Origin of the sequence: Stenotrophomonas sp. STK16_22 (assembly GCF_051984505.1) — a bacterium.
Taxonomy (GTDB): domain Bacteria; phylum Pseudomonadota; class Gammaproteobacteria; order Xanthomonadales; family Xanthomonadaceae; genus Stenotrophomonas; species Stenotrophomonas maltophilia_A.
In genome coordinates this window covers 4045801-4067402 of record NZ_CP196972.1, presented here as the reverse complement: position 1 = coordinate 4067402, position 21602 = coordinate 4045801, and the positions used below count along the sequence as shown (strand labels likewise).

19 protein-coding genes are annotated in these 21602 nt (G+C 67.1%); 14 read left to right on the top strand and 5 right to left on the bottom strand.

What is annotated here, in order from left to right; translation table 11 throughout:
* Positions 1-94 precede the first annotated feature (94 nt).
* Complete coding sequence (gene smeF, locus ACSYAO_RS18795; RefSeq protein ID WP_125893439.1) at positions 95-1495, top strand: multidrug efflux RND transporter outer membrane subunit SmeF; 1401 nt, start codon at positions 95-97, stop codon at positions 1493-1495.
* A gap of 142 nt (positions 1496-1637) precedes the next feature.
* Here the strand turns inward: smeF and ACSYAO_RS18790 are convergent, their stop codons facing one another.
* From ACSYAO_RS18790 to ACSYAO_RS18775, 4 genes are all read right to left on the bottom strand, one after another.
* Positions 1638-2060: a low affinity iron permease family protein gene (locus ACSYAO_RS18790; protein ID WP_032129005.1), complete on the bottom strand. Its 423-nt coding sequence runs from the start codon at positions 2058-2060 to the stop codon at positions 1638-1640.
* A gap of 62 nt (positions 2061-2122) precedes the next feature.
* Entirely contained in the window at positions 2123-2449 is a 327-nt protein-coding gene (locus ACSYAO_RS18785; protein ID WP_049463228.1) for a hypothetical protein, read from the bottom strand.
* A 74-nt stretch (positions 2450-2523) separates the two neighbouring features.
* Positions 2524-2784 carry a hypothetical protein gene (locus tag ACSYAO_RS18780; RefSeq protein WP_049399251.1) on the bottom strand — a complete coding sequence of 87 codons (261 nt, stop codon included), beginning with the start codon at positions 2782-2784 and terminating at the stop codon, positions 2524-2526.
* A 199-nt stretch (positions 2785-2983) separates the two neighbouring features.
* The gene (locus tag ACSYAO_RS18775; protein WP_049399252.1) at positions 2984-3436 is read right to left on the bottom strand and encodes a nucleoside deaminase; all 453 of its coding nucleotides are present in this window, start codon (positions 3434-3436) and stop codon (positions 2984-2986) included.
* Positions 3437-3516: 80 nt separating this feature from the next.
* Here ACSYAO_RS18775 and ubiE point away from each other — a divergent pair, with 80 nt between their 5' ends.
* The 4 genes from ubiE to ACSYAO_RS18755 all read left to right on the top strand — a co-directional run bounded on the left by ubiE (position 3517) and on the right by ACSYAO_RS18755 (position 7986).
* Positions 3517-4278, top strand: a complete 762-nt coding sequence (gene ubiE, locus ACSYAO_RS18770; protein WP_005411082.1) for a bifunctional demethylmenaquinone methyltransferase/2-methoxy-6-polyprenyl-1,4-benzoquinol methylase UbiE — start codon at positions 3517-3519, stop codon at positions 4276-4278.
* 302 nt (positions 4279-4580) lie between these two features.
* A complete protein-coding gene (locus tag ACSYAO_RS18765) occupies positions 4581-6509 on the top strand; it encodes a M1 family metallopeptidase (RefSeq protein ID WP_049463229.1) in 1929 nt (642 codons plus the stop codon).
* A 122-nt stretch (positions 6510-6631) separates the two neighbouring features.
* Complete coding sequence (locus tag ACSYAO_RS18760; RefSeq protein ID WP_019337678.1) at positions 6632-7363, top strand: hypothetical protein; 732 nt, start codon at positions 6632-6634, stop codon at positions 7361-7363.
* Positions 7363-7986 carry an HAD family hydrolase gene (locus ACSYAO_RS18755; RefSeq protein ID WP_049463235.1) on the top strand — a complete coding sequence of 208 codons (624 nt, stop codon included), beginning with the start codon at positions 7363-7365 and terminating at the stop codon, positions 7984-7986. Before ACSYAO_RS18760 ends, ACSYAO_RS18755 begins: the two co-directional genes overlap by 1 nt.
* 103 nt (positions 7987-8089) lie before the next feature.
* On the opposite strand, the gene ACSYAO_RS18750 is transcribed toward ACSYAO_RS18755, so the two are convergent.
* Positions 8090-9028: a carbohydrate kinase family protein gene (locus tag ACSYAO_RS18750; protein ID WP_049463230.1), complete on the bottom strand. Its 939-nt coding sequence runs from the start codon at positions 9026-9028 to the stop codon at positions 8090-8092.
* Positions 9029-9311: 283 nt separating this feature from the next.
* On the opposite strand from ACSYAO_RS18750, the gene ACSYAO_RS18745 reads away from it, so the two are divergent.
* The 9 genes from ACSYAO_RS18745 (at position 9312) to ACSYAO_RS18705 (ending at position 21543) form a co-directional block, all read left to right on the top strand.
* Positions 9312-10358 carry a rod shape-determining protein gene (locus tag ACSYAO_RS18745; RefSeq protein WP_005419402.1) on the top strand — a complete coding sequence of 349 codons (1047 nt, stop codon included), beginning with the start codon at positions 9312-9314 and terminating at the stop codon, positions 10356-10358.
* A gap of 121 nt (positions 10359-10479) precedes the next feature.
* A complete protein-coding gene (gene mreC, locus ACSYAO_RS18740) occupies positions 10480-11718 on the top strand; it encodes a rod shape-determining protein MreC (RefSeq protein WP_149908684.1) in 1239 nt (412 codons plus the stop codon).
* The gene (mreD, locus tag ACSYAO_RS18735) at positions 11715-12200 is read left to right on the top strand and encodes a rod shape-determining protein MreD (RefSeq protein WP_032130319.1); all 486 of its coding nucleotides are present in this window, start codon (positions 11715-11717) and stop codon (positions 12198-12200) included. The genes mreC and mreD overlap by 4 nt, the downstream gene beginning before the upstream one ends.
* A gap of 3 nt (positions 12201-12203) precedes the next feature.
* The gene (gene mrdA / locus ACSYAO_RS18730; protein WP_121504363.1) at positions 12204-14285 is read left to right on the top strand and encodes a penicillin-binding protein 2; all 2082 of its coding nucleotides are present in this window, start codon (positions 12204-12206) and stop codon (positions 14283-14285) included.
* Positions 14282-15394 (top strand): rod shape-determining protein RodA, encoded by a 1113-nt coding sequence (gene rodA / locus ACSYAO_RS18725; protein WP_032130317.1) that lies wholly within the window; start codon positions 14282-14284, stop codon positions 15392-15394. Before mrdA ends, rodA (ACSYAO_RS18725) begins: the two co-directional genes overlap by 4 nt.
* A gap of 192 nt (positions 15395-15586) precedes the next feature.
* Positions 15587-16666 carry a rod shape-determining protein RodA gene (gene rodA, locus ACSYAO_RS18720; RefSeq protein ID WP_032130316.1) on the top strand — a complete coding sequence of 360 codons (1080 nt, stop codon included), beginning with the start codon at positions 15587-15589 and terminating at the stop codon, positions 16664-16666.
* Positions 16667-17805: 1139 nt separating this feature from the next.
* Positions 17806-18951, top strand: coding sequence for a lytic murein transglycosylase B (mltB, locus tag ACSYAO_RS18715; RefSeq protein ID WP_049463245.1), 1146 nt, complete (start codon positions 17806-17808; stop codon positions 18949-18951).
* A complete protein-coding gene (locus tag ACSYAO_RS18710) occupies positions 18948-20222 on the top strand; it encodes a septal ring lytic transglycosylase RlpA family protein (RefSeq protein WP_440566123.1) in 1275 nt (424 codons plus the stop codon). The genes mltB and ACSYAO_RS18710 overlap by 4 nt, the downstream gene beginning before the upstream one ends.
* A 100-nt stretch (positions 20223-20322) precedes the next feature.
* Positions 20323-21543, top strand: a complete 1221-nt coding sequence (locus tag ACSYAO_RS18705; RefSeq protein ID WP_032130313.1) for a D-alanyl-D-alanine carboxypeptidase family protein — start codon at positions 20323-20325, stop codon at positions 21541-21543.
* Positions 21544-21602: the final 59 nt, after the last annotated feature.

Below are 21602 nucleotides of genomic sequence, written 5' to 3'. Positions count from 1 at the left end.
CGGCCGCTGGCCGGCACCTACTGCCCGCGTGATGTGAATCCAACGAGGTTGCCGGCCAGCGGCCGGCACTACCTCCTGCCATCCGGCAGTACCGATGGAAGTCATTCCCATGAAAAGTGCATCCCTGTTCCTTTCCATTGCCGCCGCGCTCGCGCTCGCCGGCTGCTCCACCCTGGTGCCGAAGAACACCGCCGTTGCTCCGGCCATTCCGGCGCAGTGGCCGGCCGAGGCCGCGCAGGGCGAGGTGGCCGATGTCGCCGCCGTCGGCTGGCGCGACTTCTTCACCGATGCGCGCCTGCAGCAGGTGATCGACCAGTCGCTGCAGAACAACCGCGACCTGCGCGTGGCCGTACTCAACGTTGAACGCGCGCGCGGCCAGTACCGCGTACAGCGCGCCGACCGTGTGCCCGGCGTGGCAGTCACCGGCCAGATGGACCGCCGTGGTACCGACGCCGGTGTCACCGAGCAGTTCACCGCCGGTGTTGGCGTAGCCGAGTTCGAGCTGGATCTGTTCGGCCGCGTGCGCAATCTCAGTGAAGCGGCGCTGCAGCAGTACTTCGCCGTGGCCGCCAACCGCCGCAACGCGCAGCTGAGCCTGGTGGCCGAGACCGCCACGGCGTGGCTGACCTACGGGGCTGATGCGCAGCGGCTGAAGATCGCCGATGCCACGCTGAAGACCTACGAGGATTCGCTGCGCCTGGCCGAGGCCCGCCACGAGCGTGGTGGCAGTTCGGCGCTGGAGCTGACCCAGACCCGTACCCTGGTCGAGACCGCACGTACGGATGCTGCACGCCTGCGTGGCCAGCTGGCCCAGGACCGCAATGCGCTGGCGCTGCTGGCCGGTGGCCAGTTGGATCCGGCACTGCTGCCGGACAGCATCGAACCGCAGCTGCTGGCACTGGCACCGCCGCCGGCCGGCCTGCCCAGCGACGTGTTGCTGCAGCGCCCGGACATCATGGCCGCCGAACACCAGCTGCTGGCGGCCAACGCCAACATCGGTGCGGCACGCGCGGCGTTCTTCCCGAGCATCTCGCTGACCGGCAGCATCGGTAGTGGTTCGAGCGAATTGTCCAACCTGTTCGACAGTGGGACCCGCGTGTGGAGCTTCCTGCCGAAGATCACGCTGCCGATCTTCCAGGGCGGCAAGCTGCGCGCCAATCTGGCCATCGCCAATGCGGACCGTGACATTGCGCTGGCGCAGTACGAGAAGTCGATCCAGGTGGGCTTCCGCGAAACCGCCGATGCGCTGGCGTTGAACGTCAGTCTGGATGAGCAGGTGAGTTCACAGCAGCGCCTGGTGGAAGCGGCCGAACAGGCCAACCGCCTGTCGCAGGCACGCTACGACGCTGGCCTGGACAGCTTCGTGACCCTGCTTGATGCGCGCCGTACCGCCTACAACGCGCAGCAGACCCAGCTGCAGGCGCAACTGGCCCAGCAGGCCAACCGCATCACCCTGTACAAGGTGCTGGGCGGCGGCTGGCACGAGCGCGGGTAAGCAGTGCTTCTGGTAGGTGCCAACCTTGGTTGGCACGGATGCGTCAGCGCAGGCGGCTGGCCCTGTGCCAACCAAGGTTGGCACCTACCTGGAGATCGAGGGTAATGCCGGCCGCGGGCCGGCATTGTCATTTCAGGAACTGCTACACCGCTTCATCGTCGCGCCGCGCTGCATGGCAGGCGCGTACCCGCGCCAGCGCGTCGCCGGCTTCGCGCGCCATCTGCTCGTACTCGCGGCGGATCTCCTCCAGCCGCTCCTCGTCCAGTTCTTCCAGATCCAACAGTTCGTTGTTGGCTTCGGCCGTCGCGCGGATCAGCTCGTCCAGCTTGATCTGCATCGCGGCGGTATCTGCGTTCTGCGTGTGCTGGATCAGGAACACCATCAGGAAGGTGATGATGGTGGTACCGGTGTTGATCACCAGCTGCCAGGTGTCGTTGAAACCGAATACCGGGCCACTGATGCCCCAGATCACCACGATCGCTACCGCGGCCAGGAAGGTCCACGGCGAGCCGGTGGCGGCCGCGGCCTTCTTGGCGATCGTATTGAACAGGTTGCGTGCTTTCATCGTCGTCGTCCCACTCAGGTGACGAGGATGATCGGCAGCGGCTCGTGCAGGGGCTGTGCAGCTCAGGCGCGCAGGCGCGGGGCGTCCTGCAGGCGCACCGGGCTGGTCTGGTAGACGTGCTGCCAGCAACGGTCGACGAATTCGCGGGCCTGGGCTTCGCTCAGGCGCGGCATGATCTGCAGGGCGTACTGGGTCTGGAACATCTCGTCGCGCTGCGCATTGCTGGCGCGCGGCTGGGTGATCAGCGAATCGCAAGCGAACTTGATCCACGGTACGTACGAGCCGAACGAGTTGTGCGCCAATGCACCGTCGGCATGCTGGCGGCGCCAGTGGTCAAGCTCAGCGTCAACATTGATGACCGGGGGAATGGTGGGGACTTCGGCGTGCATGTCGATCCAATCGGTTGAAGTGGATGGGAGTGGGGGTTCATCGCAGTGTGGCCCGGACCCCGGTGGATACCGCGTCAGGGAGATGTGCAGCCGGCGTTGCGATTGCCTATCAGTTGCGCATGCTCGACCGCGCCCATCTCTTCGGCCATGTCGGCCATTGCATTGCAGAGGCGTTCGTGTTCGAGCGGATGGCCGCGCACCAGTTCCAGCTGCAGGCCCTGGTAAGCGGTCCAGAACCGGGCGCCACGCTGATGCAGCGCGAACTGCTGCTGCAGGCGCTTGCGGATGGCGTCAAGGATCGGGTCGGGCGTGGGGCGTACGGCGTGCGCGCACATGGCTGGCTCCGCCGGGGAAGGAAGGTCCCGGTAGCCCCACCCTAGGCGCGACGCTGGGGCGGGGTGTTACCGCAGCGTGTGCACGGGGCACGGCTGACTGTGCGCGGGTTCACGGCTGGCGCCGCAAACGCTGCCGGCACTAGGGCGTGCCGGCACTGAAGCGTTCATTAAGCGGGTTCAACAGCACACTGCGTGGTGCTCATTCACCGATGTCTTCGTTCCAGATCTCGGGATGCTGCGCAATGAAGCCGCCGAGCAGATCGACGCATTCCTGGTTGTCGAGGTCGATCACGTTGACGCCGTTTTCGCGCAACCAGTCGATGCCGCCCTGGAATGTGCGCGATTCGCCCACCACCACGGTGCCGATGTTGAACTGGCGCACCAGGCCCGAGCAGTACCAGCAAGGCGCCAGCGTGGTGACCATGATGGTGTCCTGGTAGCGGCGCTGGCGGCCGGCCTTGCGGAACGCATCGGTTTCGCCGTGCACCGACGGGTCGCCTTCCTGCACGCGGCGGTTGTGGCCGCAGCCGAGCAGGCGGCCGTCGTTGTGGTACAGCGCCGCGCCGATCGGCACGCCGCCCTCGGCCAGGCCCTGGCGGGCTTCGGCGATGGCGGTCTGCAGCAGGGCCTGGTAGTCGGGCGTGGTGATCATGCGGGGCTCCGGTAAGTCGTGGCCCGCCATGATACGGGCAGGGGGTGCCGTTGGCCCCCGGCGGTGCGATAATCGGGGCCATGAGCGAATCCCCCTACAAAGCCGGTACCACCCATTTCGGGTTCCGCGACGTCGCCGCCAAGGACAAGCAGAAGCTGGTCGGCCAGGTGTTCACCTCGGTCGCGCGCAACTACGACCTGATGAACGACCTGATGAGCCTGGGCGTGCACCGGGCGTGGAAGCGCTACTACGTGGCGACCGCGCAGGTGAAGCCGGGCGACCGTGTGCTCGACCTGGCCGGCGGCACCGGCGATATCGCCGCCCTGCTGAAGGAGCGCGTTGGCGCCGAGGGCTCGGTGGTGCTGGGCGACATCAACGCCGGCATGCTGTCGGTCGGCCGTGACCGCCTGACCAACCGCGGCCTGGTGCTCGGCTTGGACTACGTGCAGTGCAACGCCGAAGCCCTGCCGTTCCCGGACAACAGCTTCGACCTGGTGACCATCGCCTTCGGCCTGCGCAACGTGACCGACAAGGACGCTGGCCTGCGCGAGATGTACCGCGTGCTGAAGGTGGGTGGCCAGGCCCGCGTGCTGGAATTCTCCGAAGTCACCGCCGACTGGTTCAAGCCGATCTACGACTTCCACTCGTTCAAGATCCTGCCCAAGCTGGGCAAGCTGTTCGCCAACGATTCGGACAGCTACCAGTACCTGGCCGAGAGCATCCGCAAGCACCCGCCGCAGGATGAGCTGAAGGCGATGATGGGGCAGGCCGGCTTCGAGCGCTGCCACTACAAGAACCTGACCGGCGGCATCGTCTCGATCCACTCCGGCTACAAGCTGTAGTTCCTGCTCTGGTAGGTGCCAACCTTGGTTGGCACACGCCGGCCGCGAGCGATGAAAGATCCGTGCCAACCAAGGTTGGCACCTACCGGTAGAAGCCAGCCTTGGTTGGCATGCGCCCGAGGCGCAGCGCAGCCCCGGCGGCCCGTACCGCGTCCGCCGCCATTCCGGTAGAGGCCAACTTTGGTTGGCATGCGCCGGAGGCGCAGGATCGGCCCCGGCCGCCATTACCCCGCACCGCGCAACGCCTGCGGGGCCGGAGGGAGTTACCATTGGGGGTCTGATCCCCGTAACGGTCCCGATTCATGCGTAATCCGCTGATGCTCCTTCCGCTGGCCGTGGCCCTGGCCGCCGGCTGCTCCCAGGAGGCGGCCGCGCCCGCCGCCGCCCCGACTGCCGCCAAGGCCCCCGCCGCCCCCGTGAACGCCGAGAACCGCAGCCACGACGAAAGCTCGTACGCCGAGCCGGACAAGGTCGTCATCAAGGACATCGCGCTGGATCTGAAGCTGGACTTCGACCAGAAGCAGATCGGCGGCACCGCCACCTACACCCTGGAATGGAAGCAGAAGGACGCCAAGCAGCTGGTGCTCGACACCCGCGAGCTGACCGTGTCCAAGGTCGAGGCCGTCGCTGCCGATGGCGCGCGCAGCCCGCTGAAGTTCGAGCTGGCCGCCGCTGACAAGGTGTTCGGCAGCAAGCTGACCATCGAGGCCCCGGAACAGCCGGCCAAGGTGGAAGTGACCTACCACACCGCACCGACCGCCTCGGGCCTGCAGTGGCTGGCGCCGTCGATGACCGAGGGCAAGAAGCTGCCCTTCATGTTCAGCCAGTCGCAGGCCATCCACGCCCGTTCCTGGGTGCCGCTGCAGGACACCCCGAGCGTGCGTTTCACCTACAGCGCGCACGTGGTCTCGCGCCCGGACGTGATGGTGCTGATGAGCGCCGACAACGATCCGAAGGCCGCGCGTGACGGTGACTACACCTTCAAGATGCCGCAGCCGATTCCGTCCTACCTGCTGGCCATCGCGGCCGGCGACCTGGTGTTCGAGCCGATCTCCGGCCGCTCCGGCGTCTGGGCCGAGCCGACCATGGTCAACAAGGCCGCCAAGGAATTCGAAGACACCGAGAAGATGATCGGTGCCGCCGAGAAGCTGTACGGCGAATACCGCTGGGGCCGCTACGACATGCTGGTGCTGCCGCCGTCGTTCCCGTTCGGTGGCATGGAGAACCCGCGCCTGACCTTCGCCACCCCGACCGTGATCGTTGGTGACAAGTCGCTGGTCTCGCTGGTCGCCCACGAACTGGCGCACAGCTGGTCGGGCAACCTGGTGACCAACGCCAGCTGGAAGGACATCTGGCTCAATGAAGGCTTCACCACCTACGTCCAGGGCCGCATCACCGAAGCTCTGTACGGCAAGGAAATGGCCGAGATGGAGAAGCAGATCGACCAGACCGACCTGCTGGCCGAAGTGAAGGACATGAGCCCGGCCGACCAGGCGCTGGCGCTGCCGCCGCTGAACGAGCGTGACCCCGACGAAGCCCTCAGCCAGGTCGCCTACGTCAAGGGTTCGTGGTTCCTGGAATTCCTGGAGCAGCGCTTCGGCCGCGAAACCTTCGATCCGTTCCTGCGTGGCTGGTTCGATGACCACGCCTTCCAGAGCGCGAACACCGACCAGTTCGTCGAGTACCTGAAAAAGAACCTGCTGCCGAAGAATCCGTCGGCAGTGACCGAGGCCGAACTGAAGGCGTGGCTGGACGAGCCGGGCATCCCGGCGTTCGCGGCCAAGGCGCAGTCGCGCAACTTCAGCAGCGTCGATACCGCGCGCATCGCCTTTGCCAGCGCCGGCACCGTGCCGAGCAGCCAGGTCATCGCCGACTGGAGCACGCAGGAATGGGTGCGCTTCATCGACGGCCTGGGCGCGACCCAGCCGCTGGACAAGCTGGCCACGCTGGACAAGGCCTTCCACTTCACCGGCACCCCGAATGGCGAAATCGCCATGCGCTGGTACCCGCTGGCGATCCGCAGCGGCTACGAGCAGGCCAATGAAGGCGCGGCCGCCTTCATCGAGCGCGTCGGCCGTCGCAAGCTGATCCTGCCGATCTACGCCGAACTGGTGAAAACTCCGAAGGGGCTGGAGCTGGCCAAGCAGGCCTTCGAAAAGGCCAAGCCGGGCTACCACCCGATCACCACCGCCTCGGTCCAGGACATGCTGGCCAAGGCCGAAGCCAAGTAAGAAAACGCGCCGGGCATCCCCCGGCGCTTTTTTTGTAGAGTCGAGCTTGCTCGACTGGCTCTTCAACAGCAGTCGAGCAAGCTCGACTCTACAGATATGCGAAAACACGAAGGACCTCCGCCATGAAACGACTGATCCTGCTCACCGCCTGTACCCTGGCCCTGGCTGCCTGCAGCAACCCCGAGGAAGAGCGCAAGGCGCAGGAAGCCGCCGCAGCCGCCGTGCAGGCGCAGAAGGAAGCCAAGGCCGAAGACGTGGCCAAGCAGTACGACATGGCCGTGGCCGCACAGGACTGGGAGCGTGCGCGCCTGCATGGCGCCTCGCTGCTGGACCAGTACAAGGACACCGCCGCCGCCGAGCGCATCGCCGCCGGCTTCGACGAGGTCAAGGCCAAGGGCGATGCTGCGCGCGACCTGCGCCGCATGCAGGCGCTGTGGCAGTACAACCAGATCCCGGTGGGCAACAAGGGCAACCAGGTCTCGGCGCAGATCTACAGCAAAGAACGGGTGGACGTGGATGGCAGCGGTGCCAAGCCGGTGCAGCTGGTGTTCCGCGATCATCCGGAGTGGAAGCGGCATGCCTACCTGGTGCTGCAGGCCGGCGATTTCCGTTGCCCGCAGTGCACGGTGAAGGTGACCGTGGACGACGGCAAGCCGATTTCCATGGCGGCCTGGCGCCCGAAGACCGATGAAGCCATCGCGCTGTTCATCACCGACCAGAAGGCGCTGTGGAAGCTGGCGCGCAAGGGCAAGTCGATCAGCATCGAGTTCCCGGTCAAGGCCGGCGGCACGCGTACCGCCGTGTTCGAAACCGGTGGTGTCGACGCCAGCCGCATGCCGCAGTGGTGGCAGTGATGGTTGCGGCGGGCAGCGCAGTGCACGCGTTGTCCGCGATCCGGCACTGGGTGTTTGACATGGACGGCACTCTGACGGTGGCCGTGCATGACTTCGCCGCGATCCGCCGCGCGCTGCAGATCGCCGCGGAGGAAGACATCCTCGACCACATCGCGGCGCTGCCGGACGCATCGGCGCAGGCCAAGCGTGAGTGGCTGCTGGAACACGAGCGCACGCTGGCCGAGGACGCGCTGCCGGCACCGGGCGCGGTGAAGCTGCTGCGCGCGCTGGCGGCGGCGGGCTGCCGGCTGGGCATCCTGACCCGCAACGACCATGCGCTGGCGAAGCTGACCCTGGACGCGATCGGGGTCGGGGAGCTGTTCGACGATGCCGACATCATTGGCCGCGATGAAGCGGTGCCCAAGCCGTCGCCGGATGGCCTGCAGCAGCATCTTCGACGCTGGGGAATCGGGGCTGCGGAGGCGGTGATGGTCGGAGACCACGCCTATGACCTGGAGTGCGGCCGCGCCGCGGGCACCCACACCGTGCTGGTCAATCTGCCGGAGAACCCGTGGCCGGGCAGTGCCGACTGGCATTTCGCCGATTGCCGCGACCTGTTGGCCGCCTGGCAGCAGAAGGGGTAGTGCCGGCCGCTGGCCGGCAGTGTCGACCAAGGTCGACACCTACCAAGGCACAGCGTGTCGACCAAGGTCGACACCTACCGAGCGGGTGCGCGGGCAGTTCGGCTTACGCGCCCAGCGCGTAACCGAACTGCTGCTTGAACTGCTCGTTGAACTCATCGAAGGTGAAGCGCTGGTTCTGCGTGCCCGGGTGCTCGACCTTCAGTGCGCCCATCAGGTTGCCCATGCGGCCGATGGTCAGCCAGTCGTAGCCCTTCTGGATGCCGTAGATCAGGCCCGCACGGAAGGCGTCGCCACAGCCGGTCGGGTCGACCACGCGGCGCTCGTGCGCCGGCGGGATGTCGTAGCTCTTTTCCGGGGTGTGGATGACCGCGCCCTTCGGGCCGCGGGTGGTGATGTAGGCCTTGACCCGGCTGACGATCTCCTTCTCGTCCCAGCCGGTGCGTTCCTGCAGCAGGTTCGACTCGTAGTCGTTGACCACCACGTAGTCGGCCTGGTCGATGAAGGCGCGCAGCTCCGGGCCGTTGAACAGCGGCATGGCCTGGCCCGGGTCGAAGATGAACGGAATGCCGTCTTCGTGGAATTCCTGCGCGTTCTGGATCATGCCTTCGCGGCCGTCCGGGCCGACCAGGCCCAGGGTCACGCCCGGTACGCCACGCACGTGGTTTTCGTAGGAGCGCATCATCGCGCCCGGGTGGAAGGCGGTGATCTGGTTGTTGTCGTGGTCGGTGGTGATGAACGCCTGCGGGGTGAACAGCTCATCGATCACGCGCACGCGCGACAGGTCGATGCCCAGGCCGTCGAAGTATTCGCGGTACGGGCCGAAGTCCGAACCCACGGTGCCCATCGGGATCGGCTGGCCGCCCAGCAGGTGCAGGTTGTAGGCGATGTTGCCGGCGCAGCCGCCGAACTCGCGGCGCATGCGCGGCACCAGGAAGGACACGTTCAGGATGTGCACCTTGTCCGGCAGGATGTGATTCTTGAACTGGTCCGGGAACACCATGATGGTGTCGAAGGCAAGAGAACCACAGATCAGAGCGGACATCGATGTAAGCCTATGCGGTGAATTTTGGGGTGGGCCGGCCCGGTTCGGCGGGCAAGCAAACGGCGCCCTTGGGCGCCCGACGGCGCAAAGGTTACCCGCTGGTGCCGCTCAGGGCCAGAACCGGGTGAGACCCGATCAGGCCGAAAGCCTGTGAAGACGCGGGTTCAGCTAGTTTTTTCCTTGCTCGGCGGCAGGCGGGTTGCTAGGCTTGTCGGCCTCGATTTCTGCCCATTTTTTCGCCATCCCGCGGCGGGCACGACACCCCTCAGGACTCCTTCCTCAGATGTTCAAGAAACTCCGTGGCATGTTCTCCAACGACCTGTCCATCGACCTGGGCACGGCCAACACCCTCATCTACGTGCGCGGGCAGGGGATCGTGCTGAACGAGCCGTCGGTCGTGGCCGTGCGCCAGGACCGTGCCATTGGTGGTACCCGCTCGGTGGCAGCCGTAGGCGCCGAAGCCAAGCAGATGCTTGGCCGTACCCCGGGCCACATCACCACCATCCGCCCGATGAAGGACGGCGTCATCGCCGACTTCACCTACACCGAGGCGATGCTCAAGCACTTCATCAAGAAGGTGCACAAGTCGCGCGTGCTGCGCCCGAGCCCGCGCGTGCTGGTCTGCGTGCCGGCCGGCTCGACCCAGGTCGAGCGCCGCGCGATCAAGGAATCGGCCGAGGAAGCCGGTGCCCGTGATGTGTTCCTGATCGAAGAGCCGATGGCCGCCGCGATCGGCGCCGGCATGCCGGTCACCGAAGCCCGTGGCTCGATGGTCATCGACATCGGCGGCGGCACCACCGAAGTTGCGGTGATCTCGCTCAACGGCATCGTCTATTCGGCCTCGGTCCGCATCGGCGGCGACCGCTTCGACGAGTCGATCACCAACTACGTGCGCCGCAACCACGGCATGCTGATCGGCGAAGCCACCGCCGAGCGCATCAAGGTCGAGCTGGGCTGCGCCTACCCGCAGGCGGAAGTGATCGAGATGGAAATCTCCGGCCGCAACCTCGCCGAGGGCGTGCCGAAGATGATCAAGATCAGCTCCAACGAGGTGCTTGAAGCCCTGCACGAGCCGCTGTCGGGCATCGTCAGCGCGGTCAAGCTGGCGCTGGAACAGACCCCGCCGGAACTGTGCGCCGACGTCGCCGAGCGCGGCATCGTGCTGACCGGTGGTGGCGCCCTGCTGCGTGACCTGGACCGCCTGATTTCCGAGGAAACCGGCCTGCACGTGCAGGTGGCGGACGATCCGCTGACCTGCGTGGCCCGCGGCGGTGGCCGTGCGCTGGAGCTGGTCGACATGCACGGCAACGAGTTCTTTGCGCCGGAATAAGCCGTCCCGGCTGCCTGCGCCCGCAGCGCCCCTCCGGGGTGCGGCCCACCATGAGGGTAGGCCGGCACCGGCGGGGCGTCCGCGTGTTTCCCTTCCGCCTTCTGCCAGTTGAATCGTTGCCGTGCCGCCCTACGCCGGACCTCCCGTTGCTTCCCGATCCGGTGATGCCGCCAGCCCGCTGCGTCTGCTGGCTTATCTCGCACTGGCCATCACCCTGATCGTGCTTGACGACCAGGCCGGCTGGCTTGCGCAGCTGCGCGGGCAGGCCAACAGCCTGGTGCAGCCGGTATGGGCACTGGCGGGACTGCCGGGCAAGCTCGGCAACCAGGTCAAGGACTCGGCGGCCAGCCACGGCCAGCTGGTCAACGAGAACCGTGAACTGCGCAACCAGCTGCTGCTGGCCAACGCCCGCCTGACCCGCCTGCAGACCGCCGCGTTGGACAACGCCCAGCTGCGCGAACTGCTGAACGTGGCCGAGCGCAGTGGCCTGGACGTGCAGCTGGCGCCGATCCTGGATATCGACCTGGACCCGGTGAAGCAGCGCTTGGTGCTCGACGCCGGCAGCCGCGAAGGCGTGCACGTCGGGCAGGCGGTGATCGATGCCGGTGGCCTGATGGGGCAGGTGATCAGCGTCACCGGCGGTACCTCCACCGTGCTGCTGCTGACCGACCCCGACCACGCGGTGCCGGTCACCGTGGCCCGCAACGGCGTTCGCCTGATCGTCTACGGCCGCGGCGACAAGCTGGAGCTGCGCGACATCCCGCTCAGCGCCGGCGTGGAGGTGGGCGATGAGATCGTCACCTCCGGCCTCGGTGGCCGCTTCCCGGCCGGGTTCCCGGTCGGCACCATCACCGGCCTGCGCCCGGACGACACGCACGCCTTCCTGGTCGGCGAACTGAAGCCGGCGGCGCAGCTGGACCGCGGCCGCGACGTGCTGCTGCTGCGCCCGGGCGCGGCAATTCGCTTGCCTGCGGCCAGCGAATTGCCGCCGACTGCACCTTCGGCGCAACCGGCCCGCGCATCCTCCCTTACCCCCGCGCCTTCAGCGCGCCCCCCTCTACAAGAGGGGGGCTCTCCACCCGATGCTGGGTCGGCGACGGTAGTGCCGGCCGCTGGCCGGCAACCGACTCCGTCTTCGACGAAGCCGGTTGCCCCCGCATCCTCCCTTGACCCCGCGCCGTCGGCGCGCCCCCTTGAGCCGACTGCACCTTCGGCGCAACCGGCCCGCGCATCCTCCCTTACCCCCGCGCCTTCAGCGCGCCCCCCTCAACAAGAGGGGGGCTCTCCACCCGATGCTGGGTCGGCGACGGTAGTGCCGGCCGCTGGCCGGCAACCGACCGCGCCGGAGGCCCAGCGATGAGCCGCCTGCGCGACAACCCGTGGGTGCTGCCGGCCAGCCTGGTGGTGGCGCTGCTGCTGGGCCTGCTGCCGTTGCCGGCGCTGCTGCAGCCGCTGCGCCCGTATTGGCTGGCGCTGGTGCTGGCCTATTGGGTGATTGAAGCGCCTGAGCGTGTCGGCCTGGGCGTCGCTTTCGCCAGTGGCGTGATCGCCGATCTGCTGTACGGCGGTGTACTCGGCGAACAGTCGCTGCGGCTGGTGATGCTGGCCTTCATCCTGCAGCGCTTCCGCGCCCGCATCCGCTTCTTCCCGATGTCCCAGCAGATGCTGGCCATCGGCGGCCTGCTGTTCAACGACCGCATCGTCAGCGCGCTGGTCCACATCGTGGTGGATGAGCCGACCCTGCCGTGGTCGTACTGGTGGGCACCGCTGCTGGGCATGGGCCTGTGGCCGCTGGTATTCGTGCTGCTGGACGCGGTGCGCTTCGGCAAGCGCGGGCGCTGAGCCATGATTCCGCGCCGCCAGGTCAAGAACCCGCACGCCGAAGCCGAACAGTTCCGCCGCCGCGCGGCGCTGGGCTTCCTGGGTGTGCTGGTCTGCCTGCTGGGCCTGGGCGGCTGGTACTTCAAGCTGCAGGTGCTGGACCACGACGTCTACGCCACGCGCTCGGAAGCCAACCGCATCAAGCCGCGGCCGGTGGTGCCCGGGCGCGGCATGATCTACGACCGCAACGGCCGCCTGTTGGCCGAGAACGTGCCGGCCTTCCGCCTGGACGTGACCCCGGACAAGGTCAAGGACATGGACGCCACCCTGGAAGGGCTGGCGAAGATCATCAGCATCAGCCCGGAAGAACTGGAAGCGTTCAACAAGTCGCGCAAGGCGCGCCGCAAGTTCCTGCCGGTCACGCTGAAGCTGCGCATGAGCGACGAGGAGATGGCGCGCTTTGCCGTCGACCGCTGGCGCTTCCCCGGCGTCGAGCTGGAACCCTACCTGACCCGTCGCTATCCCTATGGCGATCTGTTCGCGCACATCATCGGTTACGTCGGCCGCGTCGATGACAAGGATCTGGAAATCCTCGGCGAGGGCAATGCCGCGCTGACCCACATCGGCAAGTCCGGCCTGGAGCGTTATTACGAGCAGCAGCTGCGCGGCAAGGTCGGCTACGAGCAGGTCGAGACCAACGTGCAGGGCCGTGCGATCCGCACCATCGGCCGCGTCGCCGCGCAGTCCGGCGCCGACCTGCGGCTGTCGATCGACGCCGACCTGCAGCGCGCCATGGTGGCCGCCTTCGGCGACCAGGAAGGCTCGGCGGTGGCGATGGACCCGCGCACCGGCGAAGTGCTGGCGATGGTCAGCCTGCCGTCCTACGACCCCAACCTGTTCGTCAACGGTATTTCCCATGCCGACTTCAAGGCGCTGAACGACAACCCGTCGCGGCCGCAGTTCAATCGCCTGGTGCTCGGTGGCGTCGCCCCCGGTTCCACGCTGAAGCCGCTGATCGGCCTGGCTGGCCTCGATTCGGGCGTGCGCCGCCCGGAAGACAAGGTGCTGTCCACCGGCATGTTCTACCTGCCCGGCACCTCGCGTGGCTGGGGTGACTCGCACCGCGGCGGCCACGGCTGGACCGACCTGCGCAAGTCGATCGCGCAATCGGTCAACACGTATTACTACAAGCTGGCGCTGGATCTGGGCATCGAGCGCTTCGACCATTACATGGAGTACTACGGCTTCGGCCAGCCGACCGGCATCGACCTGACCGGCGAGATCGGCGGCATCCTGCCGTCGCCGGCCTACAAGCGGAAGAGCCGCAAGGAAGCCTGGTATCCGGGCGATACAGTCAACATCAGCATCGGCCAGGGTGACTGGAAGGTCACTCCGCTGCAGCTGGCGCGGGGCGTCAGTGGGCTGGCCAACGGGCAGCTGCGCACGCCCCATCTGGTGATCCAGCAGCGTGCGGGGTTCGACCATGACTGGATGGCGACCGACCCGGGCGAGAGCAAACCGGTCAGCCCGAACCCGAACAACCTGCAGGCGGTGCGCGAAGGCATGATGGCCACCATGCTGCCTGGCGGCAGCGCTGCGCGAATGGCGGCCGGCGCGCCGTACACGATGGCAGGCAAGACCGGTACCGCGCAGGTCGTCAGCCGCAAGGGCACCGCTGCAGTGAACCCGAAGAGCCTGCCGATGCACCTGCGCCACCGCGCGCTGTTCGTCGGTTTCGCGCCGGTTGACCAGCCGGTGATCGCGCTGGCGATCGCGGTGGAAGGTGGTGGTTACGGCGGTGCGGCGGCCGCACCAATCGCCCGCAAGGTGTTTGATGCCTATCTGCTGGGCAAGATGCCCGAAGGCATGCAGCCGCTGGACAGCGAGCGCGGCACCACCGCCATCGGTGCAACCGCATTCGACAACGAAGATGTGGGCGCGCGCCAGGCCGGTGACCTTGCTGCGGCACAACTGGGGGAACACCCCGTGCTGATTGGCGTGCCTGCGCCGGAACCGGCACCCGCACCCGCACCGCAGCCGGGGACGCCGGCCGCCGCGGCGCTGCCGGCCACGCCACGCCCGACCACCGCGGAGCCCGCACGATGAGAGTGTTCCTGCGTTGGGCCGGCGACATGCTGCGCCGCTTCTTCAGCACGCTGGACTGGGTACTGTGCCTGGCCCTGGGCGCGCTGATGGTGATCGGCCTGGCCACCTTGAAGAGTGCCGGTGGCGACGGCCTGGTGATGGCCCAGGGCGCGCGCTTCGCAGTGGGCATGGCTGCGCTGTGGGGCATCTCACGGGTACCGATCCTGCGCATCCGCTCGGCTACGCCGATGATCTACGCGATCTCGATGATCCCGTTGCTGGCGGTGTTCGTGCTGGGCACCGGCAAATACGGCCGGCAGTGGCTCGACCTGAAATTCTTCTACCTGCAGCCGGCCGAGCTGCTCAAGGTCAGCCTGCCGATGATGGTGGCCTGGTACCTGCACAAGATGCCGTTGCCACCGCGCTTCAATACCGTGCTCGTGTCCCTGGTCATCATCGGCGTACCGACCGGCCTGGTGATGCTGCAGCCGGACTTCGGTACCGGTGTGCTGATCGCCGCCAGCGGCGTGTTCGTGCTGCTGTTGGCAGGCCTGCCGTGGTGGTGGGTCGGGCTGGGCGTGGGTGGCGTGGCTGCGGTCGCGCCGGTGGCCTGGTTCTGGCTGCTGCGGCCGTACCAGAAGGACCGCATCATGATGTTCCTGGACCCGGAGATGGATGCGCTGGGTGCTGGCTGGAACATCATCCAGTCGAAGATCGCGATCGGTTCCGGCGGCTTCGATGGCAAGGGCTGGGGCGAGGGCTCGCAGTCGCACCTGAACTTCATTCCCGAGCAGACCACCGACTTCGCGTTCTCGGTGCTGAGCGAGGAGTTCGGCTGGATCGGCGTGGCCACCGTGCTGGCGCTGTACCTGGTGGTGATCGGGCGCTGCCTGTGGATCGCCAGCCAGTCGCGCGATTCCTATTCGCGCCTGCTGGCCGGCGCCACCGGCCTGGCGTTCTTCGTCTACGTGCTGGTGAACGGCGGGATGATCTCCGGCCTGCTGCCGGTGGTGGGCGTGCCGATGCCGCTGATCAGCTATGGCGGTACCTCGGCGGTCTCGCTGCTGGCCGGCTTCGGGTTGGTGATGGCCGTGCGTAGCCACAATCCAGTGCACGGCGGCTACGGGTAACAACGGCCGCGCCTTTCACCGCGCTTCCATATGCTCGATTGCTTCTCGCTGTTCTGTAGAGTCGAGCCGTGCTCGACTGCTTCTGCTGCATGAAAGGCAGTCGAGCACGGCTCGACTCTACAGACGCAGAAGCACCCTGACAGCTTCACGCAAGCGCGCGTTGTTACCGTGGCCAGCGTGGACTGGAAACGAATGCTTGGCGGCTGCCGTGAGGCGGTGCGCACGATCGACCTGCCGTTGCTGGTCGCGTTGTTGATCCTGATGGGCGCGGGGCTGGCGGTGCTGCACAGCGTGTCCGGTCCGGTGGCCGGGCAGGCGGCGCGCTTCGCCGGTGGCCTGCTGGCGATGTGGCTGCTGTCGCGTGTTTCGCTGCTGCGCCTGCGCGCGTGGACACCGGCGCTGTACGCGCTGTCGATGCTGCCGCTGATGGCGGTGTATGTGATCGGCACCGGCAAGTACGGGCAGCGCTGGCTCAACCTCGGCGTCTTCTACCTGCAGCCCTCCGAGCTGCTCAAGCTCAGCCTGCCGTTGATGATGGCCTGGTACCTGCACCGGCAACCGCTGCCACCGTCACCACGCACGGTACTGACGGCCGCAGTGCTGATCGGCGTTCCCGCCGTGCTGATCCTGATGCAGCCCAACCTCGGTACCGCCACGCTGGTCACCGCCAGCGGTGTGTTCGCGTTGTTGCTGGCGGGCCTGCACTGGGGCTGGGTGGCCACCGGCGCGGTGGGGCTGGCGGTGGCCGCGCCACTGGCCTGGCTCGGCGTGTTGCGGCAGTACCAGAAGGATCGCGTACTGACCTTCCTCGACCCGGCAGCAGACCCGCTCGGCACCGGCTGGAACATCCTGCAGTCGCGCATCGCGATCGGTTCCGGTGGCTGGCAGGGACGTGGCTGGGGGCAGGGCACCCAGGCCACACTGGATTTCCTGCCCGAGTACACCACCGACTTCGCGTTTTCGGTGCTGGCCGAGGAGTTCGGCTGGATCGGTGTGGCGACGCTGTTCGCGCTGTACCTGTTCGTGGTCGGGCGTTGCCTGTGGATCGCAGTGCACGCGCGCGACACCCATGCGCGGTTGCTGGCCGGCAGCCTGGGGCTGGCGTTCTTCGTCTACGTATTGGTGAACGGTGGAATGATTTCCGGCCTGCTGCCGGTGGTGGGCATTCCGATGCCGTTGATCAGTTATGGCGGGACATCAGCGGTCTCGTTGCTGGCCGGTATCGGGTTGGTGATGGCGGTGCGTGGGCACCGGCCCGTGCACGGGGGATAGGGTTTCCAGCCAACGGCGCAGCCCCTCGTGGGTGGTCGCGCAAAGCAGTTCATGGGTGGGGCCGGGTAGATGGGCTGCGCAGGGGACGCTGCAAGTACGTCCATGTAAGCTCGGTCGCCGCATCCATGCGGCTCACGCCCCTGCGCAGCCCATCTACCCGGCCACGGACAGGTTCCGTGCGCGTCCACCCACGGAGAAGAAAAAGAAGATCAAAAGCAAAAGCGGCCTGGCGGGTCGCTTCCTTGCTTTGTGTAGAGCCGAAGGCAGCGGCAGGAGCCGCTGCCAACGTCGCCCACGGCGACGGCCCGAAGGGTGCCGGTCAGGACGACCGGCATAGCCATGCTCGGCTCTCGAGCAAGCGCAGCGCGCGACCCGCTTGTGATCTTCTCTTTCTTCTCCGTGGGTGGCAGACCACCGAAATCTGTCAGAGGGCGGTCGGGTTGGGTATGCGGGGGTGTCAGCCGCATGGGCCCGAGGCATGCCTCGGGCGGGTTGGGCAGGACGCCCAACCCTGGCCTTGCCGCGCGTGCAGGACTGCGCGCAAGAGCAAGCGGCTGCCAAGCCTCCAGGGACGGATTCACGGCGTCCCCCGCGTACCCAACCCGACCGGCCCAGCGGCGGCTTCTGCTTTCCGCAACACACCCCACCCACGAGGGGCTGCGCCGTTGGCTGGAAACTTCCTGACTCTGCGCAACGCCCGTTGTGGAAGCGTTCTCACAACGATGCACGTCAGCACGTCCACTGACCAAAGTCCGGAAAAAGCGTTAGCTGGTTCACACTTTTACAGCGCGTTGATCCTGATCAATGGACTTGTCGTAATCGGCCTGCACAATGGCGGCCCGTTCGGCACGGCGCGCCGTCAATCGTTGCAGCGCGAGGGGGCGTCGGGCGGGAAGCAGTACTGATCCAACGGGTACAGGGAGCGCGGAGCACTGCCACTGGGGAGCGGCAGCCGCGCGGGTACCGACCGGATCCGGTCGCCGGTTGCGTCTGCGGGGATGGGGACGCAACCGGCAACCTCTATCTGAATGGGGAAGTGTGATCACGACGTCTTCACATTTCCCGCTGCTCGCAGGCAAATCGTTGTGATTCATGGTGTTAGGGGTTTTAATTCATCCATGACCTGCTAACCTGCGACGATGATTCGACGCACTCTGGCCTGCATGCTCACCCTCGGCCTGGTCGCCTGCGCGACCCAGCCGAAGTCCCCACCGTCTTCGCCCCAGGCCAGCAGTACGCCGCGCCAGCCCGCCGCCAAGGCCCATGGCCCGGCCGAGGCCGCGCCCGAAGCCGCTGCCGCCACCGCGCCGCCGGTCGATCTCACCCCGGTGCCGTTCGAGGTCGCACGGACCCGCTTCATTGCCGATACCGCCAAGCGCTATGGCCTGAAGCCGGAGCAGATCAGCAGCGTGCTCGACCAGGCGCAGGTGCGCCAGCCGATCATCGCCGCGATGTCGCGCCCGGCCGAGCGGGTCAAGCCGTGGAACGAATACCGGCCGATGTTCATCAGCAAGGCGCGCATCGATGGCGGCCGCGCGTTCCTGGCCCAGCATCGCGCCGAACTGGATCGCGTGCAGCAGCGCACCGGTGTGCCGGCCGAAGTGATCGTGGCGATCATCGGCGTGGAAACCAGCTACGGCAAGAATGCCGGCAGCCATCGCGTGCTCGATGCGCTGTACACGCTGGCGTTCTACTACCCGCGCAGCGGCGACCCGGCCAAGCTGGAGCGCGAAGTGCGCCGCGAGCTGTTCTTCCGCGATGAGCTGGCCAAGTTGTTCGAGCTGGGCCGCGAAGAGAACCTGGACATCACCACGCTCAAGGGCAGCTATGCCGGCGCGATGGGCATGGGCCAGTTCATGCCGTCCAGCTACCTCGATTACGCGGTGGACGGTAATGGCGACGGCCGTCGCGACCTGTTCACCAGCTACGACGACGTGTTCTCGTCCATCGCCAACTACTTCGTGAAGAAGGGGGGCTGGGTGCGTGGTGGCCAGGTTGCGGTACCGGCCACGCTGGCCCCGGGCCGCGAGGAGTTCAACCCGACCGAATGGATGCCCACCTGGTCGCTGGCTGACCTCGCACAGCGCGGCTACCAGCCGAGCACGCCGGTGCAGCCGGGCGCCACCGCCACCCCGATCACCCTGGAAGGCAGCACCGGCAAGCAGTACTGGCTGGGCTTCCAGAACTACTACGCGATCACCCGCTACAACCTCTCGAAGATGTACGCGATGGCCGTGTTCCAGCTGTCCCAGGCCATCGCCGGACAGGAGCTGCCCCCGGCATGAACATCAGATGGCTGGTCCCGAGCTTGATCGTCTTCGCGCTGGCGGCCTGCAGCAGCGCGCCGAAGAAGCCGGCCACGGCCGGCCATGGTGGCAAGTCCAGCGGCACGCTGGTGCAGGGCCGTGGTTCGCGACCGGCGCACTGCCCGGAAGGTTCGCCGTATGCAGCGGCCAAGGAAGACCTCAGCACCCGCGGCAATTACACCGCTGGTGGCCTGTACAAGCCGGGCGTGCGTGACAGCACGCCCGACTACATTCCCAACGTGGCCTGCATCCCCGAGCCGGAAGTGACCGCCGAGGAACGTTCGGCCATCGGCAACAAGTCGCCGTACGTGGTGCTGGGCAAGTCGTACAAGGTGCTCGACGACACCCATGACTACGTCGAGCGCGGAACCGCGTCGTACTACGGTGCCAAGTTCCATGGCCGCCTGACCTCCAACCGTGAGGTCTACGACATGTACCAGTTCACCGCTGCGCACAAGACGCTGCCGCTGCCCAGCTTCGCCCGCGTGACCAACCTCGACAACGGTGAGTCGGTGATCGTGCGCGTCAACGATCGCGGTCCGTTCCATGATGGCCGCGTGGTCGATCTCAGTTATGCCGCTGCCGTGCGCCTGGGCATCACCCAGCGCGGCACCGGCAACGTGGAAGTGCGCGCGCTGCAGCCGGGTGAGGGCAACCTGCTGGCGCAGAAGCCGTCGCGCCGCGAGCGTCGTGCTGCGGAAGCGGCCGCCGCCAGCGCTGTAGCCAGTGCGCGCCCGGCACCGACCGCGCGTGCCGCCGCCGATAGCGACATCGATCGCCTGGTCAAGGGGCTGCCGGCCGATGGCATGCCGGCGCGTGGCCAGCCGGCCACCACCCAGGGCGTGGCCAGCACCGTGCCGGATGTGGCGGTCAGCAGCCTGCCGCCGAGTGCTCCGCCGGTGCGCAGCACCACATACGCGCCAGCTCCGGCGGTCGTTGCCAGCACCACGCCGGGCGCCGCTGCGCAGGCACCGGTCCGCACCGCCGCCGCTACCCCCAGCCTGTCGCAGCAGGTGGTGGGCGCAGTCATGGTGCAGGTTGCCAGCTTCTCCAACCGTGACAACGCCAACCGCGCGATGGGCCAGCTCAACGCCGCGGGCATCGTCGGTGCCACCATCAGTGACATCGCCGCCGGTGGCCGTACGCTGTTCCGCCTGCGCGTTCCCGCCAGCGACCATGCCAGTGCCGCGGAACTTGTCGGCCGCATCGCCGGTCTGGGGCTGGGTTCGCCGCAGATCGTCAAGGATTGATCCACCCGGGCCGGTGCTGCCGGCCCATGCTGCCCCGGCCTTACAATGGCCGCTACGTTCCACCCTCCATTCCCGGCCGTCCCCTGGAGCCTGCTGTCCAATGAATTTCCGTTCCGCCGCCACCGCCCTGGCCGCCACCCTGGTGGTGGGCCTGGCTTCCGCCCAGACGCCGCTGCCGACTCCGGCCACGCCGGCGCCTGCCGCCGCCGCTGCCGCCCCGGCCACCGTCGCCACTCCGCCGGCGCCGGCGCCGAGCGTGTCCAAGGCCTGGGTGCTGATGGATTACGCCACCGGCCAGGTGCTGGCTGGTGAAAACATCAACGAACAGCTGGCTCCGGCCAGCATCACCAAGGTGATGACGTCCTACGTGATCGCCGCCGAGGTCAAGAACGGCAAGGTCCGTGCGGATGACCAGGTGATGATGAGCGAACGCGCCTGGCGCGAAGGTGGCGCGGGTACCGATGGCAGCTACAGCGGCTTCCCGGTCAACCAGACCGCGCGCCTGGAAGACATGGAAAAGGGCATGGCGATCCAGTCCGGCAACGACGCCGCGATCGCCCTGGCCGAGCACGTGGCAGGCAGCGAAGAAGCTTTTGCGTCGCTGATGAACAGCTATGCCGCCAAGATCGGCATGAAGAATTCGCACTTCGTCAACGCCCATGGCCTGACTGCGCAGGGCCACCACAGCACCGCCTACGACCTGGCGCTGCTGGGCCGTGCGATGGTGCGCGATTACCCGGAAACCTACGCGTACAACAAGATCAAGGAATTCCAGGTCGGCAACATCAAGCAGCCGAACCGCAACCTGCTGTTGTGGCGCGATGGCAGCGTGGACGGCATCAAGACCGGCCACACCTCGGAAGCCGGTTACTGCCTGATGAGCTCGGCCCAGCGCGGCGACCAGCGCCTGATCGCCGTGGTGCTGGGCGGCCAGTCGGAAAAGCAGCGTGCCGATGACAGTCTGGCCCTGCTGAACTGGGGTTTCCGCTTCTTCGAGACCCACCGCCTGTACGAGCCGGGCAAGGCCGTGGCCGAGCACAAGGTCTGGAAGGGCACCACCGACAAGGTGCAGCTGGGCGTGGCCCAGCCGATGCTGGTGAGCGTGCCGCGTGGCCGTTACAACGACCTGAAGCCGAGCATCGACGTGCCCAAGACCCTGGAAGCACCGTTCACCGCCGGCCAGCAGATCGGCACCGTGAAGGTGATGCTGGATGGCAAGCTGGTGGCCGAAGCGCCGCTGGTGGCGGTGGCTGCCGTCGAACAGGCCGGCTTCTTCAAGCGCCTGTGGGACAGCTTCTGGATGTGGTGGGAATCGGAATGATCCACGCCCCGGCGTGGTGAAGGAAAAGGCCGGCAAATGCCGGCCTTTTCTGTTTCGGG

Bases quoted from the DNA above. Each gene is read 5' to 3' on its own strand.
- smeF (WP_125893439.1), top strand. From the start codon at position 95: ATGGAAGTCATTCCCATGAAAAGTGCATCCCTGTTCCTTTCCATTGCC.
- ACSYAO_RS18790 (WP_032129005.1), bottom strand. From the start codon at position 2,060: ATGAAAGCACGCAACCTGTTCAATACGATCGCCAAGAAGGCCGCGGCC.
- ACSYAO_RS18785 (WP_049463228.1), bottom strand. From the start codon at position 2,449: ATGCACGCCGAAGTCCCCACCATTCCCCCGGTCATCAATGTTGACGCT.
- ACSYAO_RS18780 (WP_049399251.1), bottom strand. From the start codon at position 2,784: ATGTGCGCGCACGCCGTACGCCCCACGCCCGACCCGATCCTTGACGCC.
- ACSYAO_RS18775 (WP_049399252.1), bottom strand. From the start codon at position 3,436: ATGATCACCACGCCCGACTACCAGGCCCTGCTGCAGACCGCCATCGCC.
- ubiE (WP_005411082.1), top strand. From the start codon at position 3,517: ATGAGCGAATCCCCCTACAAAGCCGGTACCACCCATTTCGGGTTCCGC.
- ACSYAO_RS18765 (WP_049463229.1), top strand. From the start codon at position 4,581: ATGCGTAATCCGCTGATGCTCCTTCCGCTGGCCGTGGCCCTGGCCGCC.
- ACSYAO_RS18760 (WP_019337678.1), top strand. From the start codon at position 6,632: ATGAAACGACTGATCCTGCTCACCGCCTGTACCCTGGCCCTGGCTGCC.
- ACSYAO_RS18755 (WP_049463235.1), top strand. From the start codon at position 7,363: ATGGTTGCGGCGGGCAGCGCAGTGCACGCGTTGTCCGCGATCCGGCAC.
- ACSYAO_RS18750 (WP_049463230.1), bottom strand. From the start codon at position 9,028: ATGTCCGCTCTGATCTGTGGTTCTCTTGCCTTCGACACCATCATGGTG.
- ACSYAO_RS18745 (WP_005419402.1), top strand. From the start codon at position 9,312: ATGTTCAAGAAACTCCGTGGCATGTTCTCCAACGACCTGTCCATCGAC.
- mreD (WP_032130319.1), top strand. From the start codon at position 11,715: ATGAGCCGCCTGCGCGACAACCCGTGGGTGCTGCCGGCCAGCCTGGTG.
- mrdA (WP_121504363.1), top strand. From the start codon at position 12,204: ATGATTCCGCGCCGCCAGGTCAAGAACCCGCACGCCGAAGCCGAACAG.
- rodA (WP_032130317.1), top strand. From the start codon at position 14,282: ATGAGAGTGTTCCTGCGTTGGGCCGGCGACATGCTGCGCCGCTTCTTC.
- rodA (WP_032130316.1), top strand. From the start codon at position 15,587: ATGCTTGGCGGCTGCCGTGAGGCGGTGCGCACGATCGACCTGCCGTTG.
- mltB (WP_049463245.1), top strand. From the start codon at position 17,806: ATGATTCGACGCACTCTGGCCTGCATGCTCACCCTCGGCCTGGTCGCC.
- ACSYAO_RS18710 (WP_440566123.1), top strand. From the start codon at position 18,948: ATGAACATCAGATGGCTGGTCCCGAGCTTGATCGTCTTCGCGCTGGCG.
- ACSYAO_RS18705 (WP_032130313.1), top strand. From the start codon at position 20,323: ATGAATTTCCGTTCCGCCGCCACCGCCCTGGCCGCCACCCTGGTGGTG.